Genomic DNA, 13894 nt, shown 5'->3' on the forward strand with positions numbered 1-13894 from the left:
CCTGGTAAATTAAAAGCCAGGTCATCCAACCTGGCTTTTTTTAAACAAAACTTAGATCTAACCAAACATCTAAATGCAGTCAATGTAGAAATTGTACTGGACGTCAAGGGTGGATTCGAACCACCGTTTAAGGTTTTGCAGACCCCCACCTAACCACTCGGCCACATGACTATATTTTCATCATTTAATTGATTACTAATGCAAATATATGTAAAGTCTACAGAATTACTAGACTTTATTTAAAATATTTTTAAAATTGTAATTAATGTATTGATTTTCAGATATTTAATTTTAAAATAGGAGGTTATGAACTTAAAAAATATGAATTGTTAATTAAAATCTGTCGGGTTTACCCCCTAAAATTGTCGTTTTATAACCAGATGATTTCGGGCTGGAATGTATAGCTTTAATTAACAATATCATGTTAACCATTAAATTACAAATTATGGAAACTAAAGCAACAAGTACCAGAATTGAAGGTCTACTCACCTTATTTGATATGCAAACAACTTTTTTTGAGCGGGCAATTGAAGGGATACCTGAAAAGGATATGCACAATCGTTTGAATACGAAAGCAAATCATATGGCCTGGCTTACAGGTTCGTTAGTTCAACAGCGTTACTGGATGACAACAGAAACTCATCCAGGACTTACACAAACAGGGGAGGAGTTGTTTAAGGATTATAAAGGTATTGAGGATGGGGCAACTTATCCAACCAATGCTGAGTATATCAAGGACTGGAATAGATTTACACCAATAGCGAGAGAGGCATTAGTGAATATTTCAGATGCAAAGCTGGATAGTGAACTGGATATGGGAGGGATGAAAATGAGTTATTATGAAATGATTTCATTTACGATTTATAGAGAAGCAAGCATTATTGGACAGCTTGCTTTATGGCGTAGGTTGTTAGGATATCCGGCATTGAAATATGATTGATAAATTTAAGTAGCAATAGTTTAGTTAAATAAAAATTTATCTTTGCAGCAACTCCAGAGATTAAATATTTTATCAGTTTGAAGAAGATTTTAAAGATTACAGGAATAAGTGTTATTTCATTATTCCTTTTGTTGTTTATTAGTCCATATTTATTTCCGGACACAATTAATAGAGAAGTACAAAAAACGATTAATAGTAGTATTAAAGGAGAGGTTAAGTTTGAAAGTACGAACCTCTCTTTTTTTAAGCACTTTCCAACTTTAACATTAAGTTTAAACGAGTTTATGTTAAAGGGTGCAGCACCTTTTGAGAAGGATACGCTCTTATATTGCAAGCAACTATCATTTGGTGTTAACCTCAGTACATTGTTTTCTTCACAGATTAAAATAGACAAAGTATTTTTAGATGAGTCGGTGATTAATATCAAAGTGGATGAAAAAGGTAATGCCAATTATGATGTTTACCAAAGTGATGATAAGCCAACTGAAAAGACAGATACGGCATCAACGGCAATAAAAATTGACGGGATATTTATAAGTAAAAGCAAACTGAGTTATGAAGATCAGTCGGTACCTATGTTGATTAGTGCCAAAGGTTTAAACTATACTGGAAAAGGAGATTTAAGTCAGGCTGTTTTTGACTTAAGCAGTAAAGCACAGATCGAATCATTAGATGTTTATTATGATAAAGAACCTTATTTGCTTAATAAAAAGATAGATGCCAGGCTGGTCACTAAAATCAATACCAATTCACTGGAGTTGAGGTTTGATGAAAATGATCTGAAAATCAACTCTCTTCCTATTCATTTTATAGGCAGATTTGCCTTCATAGAGGATGGGTATGATATTAATTTTAGAACAAAAGCTAAGGAAACTGATCTTCATAATATTTTTACAGCCATGCCACCGGCTATTGCCGAACGTATGGAGCGAACTAAAATCAAGGGCTATGCGGAAGTTAAGGCTTCTTTAATCGGGAAATATCTGGCAGGGAAAAAGATTATGCCTACACTTTCATTTAGTTTAAAAATACGTGAAGGTGAGATCGCTAATCCTAAAGCGCCGGAGCCCATTAGTAAACTTTATATAAATCTGCAAACCAAACTGCCTTCATTAGATATGGATAGTCTGTACATCAATATGGACAGTTTGTATTTTAATTTAGGGAAAGACTATGTCGGAGCAATGGTGAATTTAAGAGGATTGGTTACACCAGAACTTTATGTGAAAAGCAAGGTAAATATTGATCTGGAGAAATGGGCTAAAATTTTCGAAATAGAGCAACTGAGAGGTAGGTTCTTAATGGATTTTGATGCACAGGGAACTTATACGAAGAAAGTTGTACGTAGTGGCATCAGAAAAGTTGATACCGTAATTGCTACTATACCAACTTTTAAACTAAGGTCATCTTTAGAAAATGGTTATTTTAAACATCATGCAGTCGCCTCAGCTATTGATAAAATCAATTTTAATATTCAGGGAGATAATACGGATGGTGATTATAAGCATACAACGCTTGAGATGACAAATCTGAATGTGCAGGCGCTTTCTAATTATATCCGAGGGTTTGCTAGATTCAAAACTTCTGGAAGTACACCTATTGATGTACAGTTGAATGGCTTATTGAATCTTGCCGAAATTAAAGAGTTTTATCCCTTAAAAGATCTGGAACTGAACGGAAAGTTAAACCTGAATGTAAAAGTTAAAGGGGGGTATAGTAAAGCAAAGAAACGATTCCCTGTATCTGAAGTGAATATTTTACTGAATGATGGAAGAATTAAAACAGCACATTTTGATCAGGCATTGGAACGTATTTCTATAGATGGGGTACTGACTAATAGAGATGGTACACTAAAGAGTACTGTAATGAATATTAAACCGATATCATTTGAAATGGGTGGACAACCTTTCCAGTTGAAAGCGGCGGTTCAAAATCTGGAGAATGTGAAATACAACATTACGTCTAAGGGGAGCATTGATATTGGTAAAATGTATAAACTATTTGCTGTTAAGGGGTATGATGTAAAGGGCTCTGTGTTTACTAATGTTGCTTTCAGCGGACTGCAAAGTGATGCCATGGCGGGTAGATTTGATAGATTAAATAATAGGGGTAAGGTGGTCATCAAGGAAATGACTTTCAACTCAGACCTGTTCCCTAAATCATTCCTGGTAAATAATGGTGTGTTTTCTTTTAAACAAGATAAGATGAAGTTTGATCAGTTTAAAGGGCGTTATGGTAAGTCTGATTTTAGTATGGAAGGCTTTCTGGGAAATGTGGTGAATTATGTGTTGTCTGACAAATCGAAATTGACAGGGAATTTTACACTGAAAAGTGGGAAATTGTTTGCAGATGAATTTATGGCTTATAATGATGGTGATTCTGGAACCCCAAGTAATACAGCCGCAGGTGTAATTATTATTCCTGATAATTTGAATGTATCTGTTAATGCTAATGCAGGTTCTGTATTTTACAACGGACTGGAGATTAAGAATGCGAAAGGAAATCTTGTCTTGAATAATGGAACGATGAGTTTAAATCAGGCTGCTTTTAATTTAGTAGATGCTAATGTTACAATGGATGCAACATATAAAAGCTTAACACCTTTATCTGCTACTTTCGACTATCGTATTCTGGCTAAGGAATTTGATATTGCAAAAGCATATAAAGAGATTAAGTTATTCAGAGATTTAGCAACCTCTGCATCAAAGGTTAAAGGTGTGATTGGACTGGATTATAATTTGTCGGGGAAGCTTAATGGCGATATGATGCCTGTTTATCCATCTTTGAAAGGAGGAGGTGTGCTTTCAGTTAAAAAGGTGAGTTTAATGGGCTTTAAATTAATGAACGCAGTAAGCAAGGCTACAGATAGAGATAGTTTAAGCAATCAGGATGTTTCTGAAGTACAGATAAAATCGACCATTGCTAATAACATCATTAACATTGAAAGGTTTAAAATGCGTGTTGCAGGTTTTAGACCTCGTTTTGAAGGGCAGGTAAGTTTTGACGGGCGCTTGAATATGAAAGGAAGATTAGGTTTACCACCATTTGGCTTGTTTGGAATTCCACTAAGTATTACAGGAACACAAGAGAACCCTAAAGTTGCGTTGAAGCGTAATAAGGAGGGTAAACTAGAAGAGACAGCTGAGGAATAGAATCTATGTGTTTTTTGACTGGCTATTGCTTAATATTGTATTGTGGAAGAGACAGGTAAAAAACAGATTAAATTAGATAAAAAAAGTGCTTTGGCTAAAGCTGAGCATTATTGTGCCTATCAGGAACGTGCGCAACAGGAGATTCGTGATAAGTTATATGAATGGGGCTTATGGTCTAATGATGTAGAGGAGTTGATCTCGGAGCTTATTCAGACCAACTTTTTAAATGAGGAACGCTTTACACAGGCTTATGTTTCTGGGAAATTTAACATTAAGCACTGGGGAAAAATTAAGATAAAACAAGGGCTTAAGCTAAAAAGGATACCAGATAAAATGATTCAACGTGCATTAAATGGCATCGATGCTGATGAATATTTAAAGACCATTCAGTCTTTAGCCGAAAAAAAAGCTCCATTAATCAAAGAAAAAGATGCGTTTAAACGCCAGTATAAGTTGGTTAGCTACTTAATGGGCAAAGGATTTGAAAGAGATCTGATAATTCTAGCATTGAAGACCAGCGACTTAGCTTAAACGCTGTTTTTTTATTAAAAATAACTTGACAGTAAATTAAAAGTATTTATATTTGCAATCCCAAACGGAAACAAGGTCATTAGTTTTACCGAGTGCCAAAAGGGAGCGATATCGGATGATGTCAGGCAAATGCGAAAGTAGCTCAGTTGGTAGAGCACGACCTTGCCAAGGTCGGGGTCGCGAGTTCGAATCTCGTCTTTCGCTCTAAGCATTTTCAATACCAGGAAGATGTTTATAAAATTAATCCTATCGATGGTTATTGATAAAGATTATGCTCAGATGGTGGAACTGGTAGACACGCAGGACTTAAAATCCTGTGACCTTAAAAGTCGTGCGGGTTCGATTCCCGCTCTGAGTACAAAAGACTGTTTCTGATGAAATAGCAAATAATACCAATGCGAAAGTAGCTCAGTTGGTAGAGCACGACCTTGCCAAGGTCGGGGTCGCGAGTTCGAATCTCGTCTTTCGCTCTAAAAGCCTTCTTCAAAGAAGGCTTTATACTTTTAAAAAAACATTTTCTCATGGATATCGAGAAATGCTCAGATGGTGGAACTGGTAGACACGCAGGACTTAAAATCCTGTGACCTTAAAAGTCGTGCGGGTTCGATTCCCGCTCTGAGTACATTGGGAGTCATCCCTGAAAGGTTGTTCGAAAACGAGCAACCTTTTTTATTTTATACCTATTTCATAATCCTACTAAAGTAGAATCAATTCTTACATATTAAAATTCCTTGCTGACTAAGCTTGAGAAGTCTTTTTAGCATCATTTTTAGTCCTCTTTCTAAGAATAATTAAGAACTATACGATCTTTTCTTGATTTGATGTTGGTATTCTCATTAATAAAAACGATTTTCGGTAACGTTAACGATTGATTTAAATAGATATTAATATCGTTTATAATCAATCCCTATAATTAATACCAAATATTTATCTTATGAAAGTAAAACCAATCATTGCAAGAGCAGGTTCTCTTGTCAGAAGTTTGCTGCTTCCCGGGATTTTAACTGCTACAGTAGTAGCCCATGGGGAAACAGTGGTTAGCCGAACAGAAATTTTTAATGAGAAAGGTAATGGCCTTGAACATTCATTGTCTAGCCTGAACAAGATTATTAAAGGTGTAGTGACTGATAATCAAAATCTTCCTCTTCCGGGAGTAAGTGTTACAGTTAAAGGAACTGCAATAGCAGCAATGTCTAATAATAAAGGTGAATTTCAGCTGAGTGTTCCTGACGACCAGCCGAATGTAGTACTTGTTTTTACATACATTGGTTTTAATACAAAGGAAGTAATTCCGGGAACACAGCAATCTGTTAAAGTTCAATTGGAAGAAAGTGTGAAATCAATGGATGAAGTTGTTGTCATCGGTTATGGTAGTGTTAAGAAAAGTTCTTTAACAGCTTCTGTGTCTAAAGTTAGCAATGAAGGTCTGGATCAGATGCCTTCTGGAAGACCAGAATCGGCCTTAGTAGGCAAAATGGCTGGTGTAAGTATTTCTCAAACGAGTAGTGCACCAGGGGCTGCTCCTATTATCAAAATTCGTGGTGCTTCTTCTATTGGTGCGGGTAATGAACCTTTGATTGTGATTGACGGCTTTCCAGGGGGGAGTTTGAGTCAGGTAAATATGAACGATGTGGAGTCATTTGAGGTTTTGAAGGATGCTTCTTCTGCGGCAATTTATGGATCCAGAGCCTCGGGTGGGGTAATCATTGTGACCACTAAAAAAGGTAAAATTGGAGCACCGCAAGTTAAATTAAACACTTATTATGGTATAGCTAAACCAATGTTGCATGATGACTGGATAACCGGACAGGAGTATTATGACTATGTAGTTAAATATCAGAATAGAGAATTGGTTTGGGATGGAGGAGATCCTTCTACTGGTCTGTGGAATGATCCGAACAGACTTCCCAAATATCAGGTGAATCCTATTATTAAAGAAGGAAAACAAACCATTTGGCAGGATGAGGTGATACAAAGGGCACCTTCACAAAGTTATAATGTAGCTGTTAATGGTGGAAATGAGTCTGTTAAATATTATATATCAGGAACTTATAATGGCGAGAAAGGAGCTATAAAAACTGCAAATTATCAGTTTTATGGGTTTAGAGCGAATGTGGATGTGAAAGTTAATAAAACGATAGATGTAGGGCTAGTATTGAATCCTTCGTATACTAAACGACGCACAACCACTACCATGGTAAATCTTGCTAAGTACCCGCCTTTTGTGGAGCCTATTTATCCTAATGGAACTTATCCAAGAGCAAGAGATTATTGGTCTGTAAATGTCACTGGTCAGGCAAATCCAAATGGAATTTTGAATGGTACAGTAAATACAACCAATACCGTAAACAACACTGGTGAAGGTTATTTTGCCTTGAATCTTATCCCGGGACTTAAATTCAGGTCTTCATTGGGTGTAAACATGGTAAATACAGAGATAGATGCATTTGCTGCAACTTATACTGGTAATGCCAGTGCAGGTTCGGCAGGGGACGCCAGGAATATCAGTGTATTAAATGAAAATACCTTAACTTACAATAAGACTTTTAATAAGGATCATGATTTTACGGGATTACTAGGGAGTTCTTATCAGAAAAGTACATCGCGTCGCACCAATCTCATTGCTGTAAATAATACTTTTAACAATGATATCCTATATACATTAGACAACGCGACCATTAATCCGACTGGAAGTAATACGACCAAATCAATGTGGGGCCTAATCTCTTATTTTAGTCGAGTTAATTATGCCTATAAAGGTAAATATTTACTGTCTGCATCAATGAGGATGGATGGAAGTTCCAGATTTGGACCGGATAATAAATGGGGATACTTCCCTTCAGCTTCTGTAGGATGGAGAGTTAGTGAAGAAGAATTTATGAAAGGTATTCCGGCTATCAGTAATTTAAAACTTCGCGGAAGCTATGGGGTAACAGGTAATTTTAACATCGGCGATTTCGCCTATCTGGGAAAAATAGGGTCTGTACCTTATTCACCAAATAACGGCTTGACCAATGGTCAGGCACAGGCTAATGTGGAAAATCTCAAGCTAAGGTGGGAGAAAAATATCGGTTATGATATAGCTATGGATTTGGGGCTTTTTGATAATCGGATAAGTTTAAGTTTAGATTATTATGATAAGCTAACTCGTGATATGCTTTATCCTGAAGCCATTTCGGCATTAACGGGCTTTACTACCAGATTATCAAACATTGGATCTGTAAGTAATAAAGGTATAGATCTGGAATTGAAGACAATCAATTTAAAAGGTAATTTTAGATGGGAAAGTGCATTTAACCTGAACCGTAATAAAAATAAGGTTGTTGATCTTGGTAGTGTTATTGAAAACATTGAAACGGATACCTTTGGGATGAGCTGGTTGTTAAGAAAAGGAGAGCCTATGTTTTCTTATTTTGGTTACAGGATGATTGGTGTCATTAAAGATGCGAAGGATCTGGCGAACTCAACAGTTCTTCCCGGCTCTAAAATTGGTAATCCTAAATACGAGGATGTCAATAAGGATGGTAAAATTACTTCGCTGGACAGAGTTATTCTAGGTAACTATCAGCCTAAGATAACTTTAGGTATGACCAATACATTCTCTTATAAAGGATTCGATTTAAGTCTTACCATGCAGGCTGTACTTGGGCCGAAATTGTACAATTTTGAAAACCAATATTTTGAGGGAAATACCCTAGGTGCAATGCGTAGATCTTTAGTAGAAAATCAATGGTGGTCAGTGAATGAACCAGGAGATGGGAAAACACCAGCAGCTGCATTGAGTCAGTTAAATTTTCAAGGGCAGTCAGACTTTTATCTGGAAGATGCTTCATTTTTTGCAGTTAGAAACTTGAATTTAGGATATACTTTCTCTGCTGATTTTGCAAAAAAGCTTCATTTGAATAGCGTAAGAGTTTTTGCAACATTAAATAATCCAATTGTGATCACTAAAAAAGGATTTAATGGTTATAATCCTGAAGGATATACACAAGGGGATATTACAGGTAGGGCTAGTAGGCCAGGCTATAATGCAAATGGTGCTGAACCAATTAATAGAGTGTATGCGCTGGGATTAAATGTTGGGTTTTAATTTTTAAATGTTTAAGAGATGAAAAGAAATAAAATTTATATAATAGGCTCACTCATGACAATATTGTCGTTTAGTGCATGTCAAAAAGAATTATTAGAACCAAATCCTGAATCGATACTAACGACGAAAAATTTTTATCAGGTATCAAAAGATATGGATAAAGCGGTGTTGGGTGTATACAACGGATTGCAGTCGAGAAAACCAACTGATTATCTGCTTTTTGAGATCCCAACGGATAATCTGTATGCTTCAACAAATACTTCAGTCTCAGGAGCAAATGCATTAGATGTATTAGCTATTACTCCTGATAATGAACTGATCGCAGATTTTTGGGCAGCAAACTACAGCATAATTTTTCGGGCCAATGCAGTTTTGAATAATATCGATAAGCCTTCTGATTATAAAGCAGGAGAGAAAGACCAGTACATTGGTGAAGCTAAATTTATGCGGGCACTCAGTTATTTTGAAATGGTTCGTCTGTTTGCTGGAGTGCCCAATGTAACTACATTATTGAGTGCAGAAGAAGCAAGGACGGTTCCAAGAGCCTCGGAAACTGATATATATAATCTGGTAATTGACGACTTGAAGGATGCAGTAAAAAAACTACCTGTAACTATGGTAGCTGGCCGAGCCTCAAAAGGAGCAGCTATAGCACTTTTGGGAAAAGTTTATGTTTATCAAAAAAAATGGGTGGAAGCAGAAGAACAATTGTCGCAATTGTTTAAAGCTCCTTTTAGTTATGCTCTTGTCAACAGTTTCGCAGATTTTTGGAAACTGACAAATGAAAATAGTAAAGAATCGGTATTTGCAATGCCGTATGTTGCGGGTTCTAACGGTCAGAATTTGTCTACCGCCTTTATACCAAATGGAGGGGTGGAAGGAATTGTAAGTCGTGGTGCTGAGGTGGCTCTACCTTCCTGGAGTTTAAATAAGCTATATATTGCTGGTGACACCAGAAAGGCTAGTACAATTACTGATATGTTGATCAGTAAAATAGGAGATGCACCTTTGTGGTATCCATATGTTTCAAAGTATGCGGTTAAACACGATTATGGTACTTCTGGTCTTGACTTACCTGTTATACGTTTTGCGGATGTAATATTACTTTATGCAGAAACGCTTTATGGACTTAACAGGCCGAGTGATGCACTACTCGAATTGAATAAAGTTCGTGAACGTGCTTTTGCTGGTCCTTCTAAAAACTATATCCTGTCAGATATTGTTAGTCCTGCAGATTTTAGTGATAAGCTGTTTCTTGAGCGCCGTTTAGAGTTTGCTTACGAAAGCGAGCGCTGGTATGATTTAGTTAGGTCTGGAAAGTATTTGAATTTTACGTCTGAAGAGCGTGCTTATAATCCTAATACAGGTACAGCTTTAACTGTGCCTGTGGCAACGAAAGCTGCGCTTAAATATCTTCCAATTCCACAAAAGGAAATAGATAAAGCTCCAGATGTTCTTGGTCAAAACGATGGATATAATTAATCAATTCGATTAATTATAAAATGCAATCAGCCTCCATGTATTGGGGGCTGATTGCGTTTATAAATCTTACATTTCTCTGTTTATACTCTTTTGTATAGATAGAGAAAAGGGGGTATATTTGTAGATATATATTAATCTTTCAAAAGAAACTTATTATGAAAGAAAAGCAAGAAACGCTGGAGCAAGCCGTATTAAATGAATACAAATATGGCTTCGTAACAGATATAGATACTGATACCATTCCCAAAGGGCTTAATGAGGAGGTGATTAAGTTAATTTCCCATAAAAAGAATGAACCCGAGTGGATGTTGGAATGGCGCTTGAAAGCTTATAACTACTGGTTGAAGTTAGAAGAGCCTACCTGGCCTAATGTTAAATATCCTAAAATCAATTATCAGGATATTATTTACTATGCTGCGCCTAAACCAAAAAAACAATTAAACAGTCTGGATGAAGTAGATCCTGAGTTACTTAGTACTTTTGAAAAGCTTGGCATTTCTATTTCAGAACAAAAGCGTCTTAGTGGAGTCGCTGTAGATGTAGTAATGGATAGTGTCTCTATTGCAACCTCTTTTAAGCAACAGCTTGCTGAAATCGGTGTGATTTTCTGTTCCATTACGGAAGCTATTCAAGAGCATCCGGAGCTGGTAAAAAAATATATGGGTTCTGTTGTTCCTATGACCGATAATTACTTCGCTGCATTAAATTCTGCAGTGTTTACTGATGGCTCCTTTTGTTATATACCTAAAGGGGTACGGTGTCCGATGGAACTTTCTACTTATTTCCGTATCAATGCGGAGAATAGTGGCCAGTTTGAAAGGACATTGATTGTGGCTGAAGATGAAAGTTATGTAAGCTACCTGGAAGGCTGTACTGCTCCTATGCGTGATGAAAATCAGTTGCATGCTGCAGTAGTGGAGTTGGTTGCAATGGAAAAAGCAGAAATCAAATATTCTACCGTGCAAAACTGGTACCCTGGAGACAAAGAAGGCAAAGGTGGTATCTATAATTTTGTGACCAAAAGAGGGATATGTAAAGGAAATCATTCTAAAATATCATGGACACAGGTTGAAACAGGATCTTCTATCACCTGGAAATATCCTAGTGTAATCTTAAAAGGAGATTATTCTATTGGTGAGTTTTATTCAGTGGCTTTTACAAATAATCACCAACAGGCTGATACTGGTACGAAAATGATGCATCTGGGTAAAAACACAACCAGTAGAATTGTTGCTAAGGGTATTTCTGCAGGTTTTAGTCAGAATAGCTACCGTGGATTGGTTAGAACAAGTAAACAAGCACTTAATGCGCGTAATTACTCACAATGTGATTCTTTACTGCTGGGCGATAAATGTGGCGCACATACTTTTCCTTATATAGAAGTCAAAAATAAAACTGCGATTGTAGAACATGAAGCTACAACCTCTAAAATCGGTGAAGACCAACTTTTCTACTGCAGACAAAGAGGGATTGATCAGGAGGCAGCTGTGGCGCTTATTGTAAATGGATTTGCTAAGGAAGTAATGAATCAGCTGCCTATGGAATTTGCTATTGAAGCACAAAAACTATTGGCAGTTAGTATGGAAGGCAGCGTAGGTTAATTAAAAAAGAAGAGAAATGTTATCAATAAAAAATATACACGCAAACGTAGAAGGTAAAGAGATATTAAAAGGAATCAATCTTGAAATCAAAGCAGGAGAGGTGCATGCTATTATGGGACCAAATGGTTCTGGAAAAAGCACATTGGCTTCTGTATTGGCAGGAAGAGAGGAGTATGAAGTTACAGAAGGTGAGGTGAACTTTTTAAATAAAGATTTGCTTGAATTGTCTCCGGAAGATCGTGCTCGTGAAGGGCTTTTTCTTGCTTTTCAATATCCGGTTGAAATACCTGGTGTAAGCACAACAAATTTTATCAAAGCTGCGGTTAACGAAAAACGCAAGTATCAGGGCTTAGAGCCTCTGGATTCTGTTGCTTTTCTAAAGATCATGAAAGAGAAAATGAAGCTGGTTGAAATCGACCAGTCTTTGTTAAGCCGTTTTATTAACGAAGGTTTTTCGGGTGGAGAAAAAAAGCGTAATGAGATTTTTCAAATGGCTATGCTTGAGCCTAAACTGGCCATATTGGATGAGACGGATTCAGGATTAGATATTGATGCCCTACGTATTGTAGCTAATGGAATTAATAAACTACATAATCCTGATAGGGCGGTACTGGTCATAACCCATTATCAGCGTTTACTGGATTATATCCAGCCAGATTTTGTACATGTTTTGTTTAATGGTCGCATTGTTAAATCGGGTACCAAAGAGCTGGCATTAGAACTGGAAGAAAAAGGCTATGATTTTATTACTGATGAAATTGATTTAACTGCACAATAGCAGATTTAAAGAGATGAAAAATGATTGATTTAACTTATTTTAAAGCTCAATTTGAGACTTTGCAACAGGATAATCCGGATGGGGAAATTGCTTCCATCAGAAAGGAGAGTTTTGATGTTTTTAACAAAACGGGATTGCCGACTTATAAAACGGAAGATTGGAAATATACCAGTGTAAGCAGCTTATTTGAGCTAGTATATCATCAGGGAAAACATACCGTAGGTATAGCGGACCTTGAAGCATTGCGTATGCCTGGTCACCATAAAGCCAATGAACTTGTATTTGTAAATGGTCGTTTTGATGCTGCATTGTCTAATGTTCTTTCTCCTGCTGATGAAATGACTGTCTTGTCACTAAAAGATGCCATAAATGGTACTTATAGTGATTTGTTAAGAAAACATCTTAATCAAAGCAGTACATATATTAAAGATGGAGTGCATGCACTTAACGGTGCATTTATTGATGAAGGTGTATTTGTACATGTTCATAAAGGGAAGATACCGCAACATCCAATCTACGTTTATCATATTATGGATGGTAGGACTCAGCCTATATTAGCCCAACCCCGTAACCTTATTTATGTTGATGAAAATAGTAAACTCCAGCTTACGGAAACTTATGCCACTTTAGGTACATCTGATAGCTTTTGTAATGAAGTTTTGGAGATGGTGGTTGAACAAGGAGCCTTTGTCGAATATTATAAAATTCAGAATGATGTGGCACATGCAAATCAGGTTGGTACAACGCACATTACTCAGGTTGGACGGAGCTATGTACACACCGTAACGGTTACTTTAGGTGGAGGGATTGTTCGTAATAACTTAAACCTGATATTAGATGCAGAGGGTGATGAAACGCATTTGTATGGACTTTACCTGTTAAAGGGCAAAACTCATGCAGATAATCATACATTAATAGACAACAAACAACCGAATTGTTTTAGCAATCAACTGTATAAAGGAATTTCGGATGACTCTTCGACTGGGGTTTTTAATGGTAGAATTATGGTGCAGCCTGATGCACAGAAAACCAATTCTTTCCAATCGAATAAAAATATTCTTCTATCAGACAATGCGACTATTAACACCAAGCCGCAACTGGAGATTTTTGCCGATGATGTGAAATGTTCACATGGTTGTACTGTTGGACAATTGGATGAGGAAGCGCTTTTCTATTTGAGAGCCAGAGGTATTCCCAGGGATAAAGCTGAAGTATTGCTTTTACAGGCTTATGCTGCGGATATAATTGCACAGATTAAGCCTATGGCTATACGTGCATATGTAGAAAAACTAATTTACGATCATTTATCAATTGTGTAGA

At 36.7% G+C, this 13894-nt stretch carries 8 protein-coding genes and 5 tRNA genes; 12 read left to right on the plus strand and 1 reads right to left on the minus strand.

Annotated features, from left to right (window positions below; genetic code table 11):
* Positions 1-97 precede the first annotated feature (97 nt).
* Positions 98-171: transfer RNA gene (locus tag WC623_RS16430), tRNA-Cys, on the minus strand.
* A 274-nt stretch (positions 172-445) separates the two neighbouring features.
* Between WC623_RS16430 and WC623_RS16435 the strand changes: the two genes are divergently transcribed.
* The 12 genes from WC623_RS16435 (at position 446) to sufD (ending at position 13893) form a co-directional block, all read left to right on the plus strand.
* A complete protein-coding gene (locus WC623_RS16435; RefSeq protein WP_372853042.1) occupies positions 446-940 on the plus strand; it encodes a DinB family protein in 495 nt (164 codons plus the stop codon).
* Positions 941-1017: 77 nt separating this feature from the next.
* Positions 1018-4092: an AsmA family protein gene (locus WC623_RS16440; RefSeq protein WP_372853044.1), complete on the plus strand. Its 3075-nt coding sequence runs from the start codon at positions 1018-1020 to the stop codon at positions 4090-4092.
* Positions 4093-4134: 42 nt separating this feature from the next.
* A complete protein-coding gene (locus WC623_RS16445; RefSeq protein ID WP_372853046.1) occupies positions 4135-4623 on the plus strand; it encodes a regulatory protein RecX in 489 nt (162 codons plus the stop codon).
* 131 nt (positions 4624-4754) lie between these two features.
* Positions 4755-4827, plus strand: a tRNA-Gly gene (locus WC623_RS16450).
* A 69-nt stretch (positions 4828-4896) separates the two neighbouring features.
* Positions 4897-4981: transfer RNA gene (locus tag WC623_RS16455), tRNA-Leu, on the plus strand.
* Positions 4982-5020: 39 nt separating this feature from the next.
* A tRNA-Gly gene (locus WC623_RS16460) sits at positions 5021-5093 on the plus strand.
* 67 nt (positions 5094-5160) lie between these two features.
* Positions 5161-5245 (plus strand) — tRNA-Leu (locus WC623_RS16465).
* A gap of 312 nt (positions 5246-5557) precedes the next feature.
* A complete protein-coding gene (locus tag WC623_RS16470) occupies positions 5558-8713 on the plus strand; it encodes a SusC/RagA family TonB-linked outer membrane protein (protein WP_372853048.1) in 3156 nt (1051 codons plus the stop codon).
* 18 nt (positions 8714-8731) lie between these two features.
* Positions 8732-10195 carry a RagB/SusD family nutrient uptake outer membrane protein gene (locus WC623_RS16475; RefSeq protein ID WP_372853050.1) on the plus strand — a complete coding sequence of 488 codons (1464 nt, stop codon included), beginning with the start codon at positions 8732-8734 and terminating at the stop codon, positions 10193-10195.
* A 155-nt stretch (positions 10196-10350) separates the two neighbouring features.
* Positions 10351-11796, plus strand: coding sequence for a Fe-S cluster assembly protein SufB (gene sufB / locus WC623_RS16480; RefSeq protein WP_372853052.1), 1446 nt, complete (start codon positions 10351-10353; stop codon positions 11794-11796).
* A gap of 16 nt (positions 11797-11812) precedes the next feature.
* On the plus strand, positions 11813-12574 hold the full coding sequence (gene sufC, locus WC623_RS16485; protein WP_372853054.1) for a Fe-S cluster assembly ATPase SufC: 762 nt from the start codon (positions 11813-11815) through the stop codon (positions 12572-12574).
* Between the two features lie 20 nt (positions 12575-12594).
* On the plus strand, positions 12595-13893 hold the full coding sequence (gene sufD / locus WC623_RS16490; RefSeq protein ID WP_372853056.1) for a Fe-S cluster assembly protein SufD: 1299 nt from the start codon (positions 12595-12597) through the stop codon (positions 13891-13893).
* Position 13894: the final 1 nt, after the last annotated feature.

Origin of the sequence: Pedobacter sp., from assembly GCF_041645105.1 — a bacterium.
GTDB lineage: Bacteria > Bacteroidota > Bacteroidia > Sphingobacteriales > Sphingobacteriaceae > Pedobacter.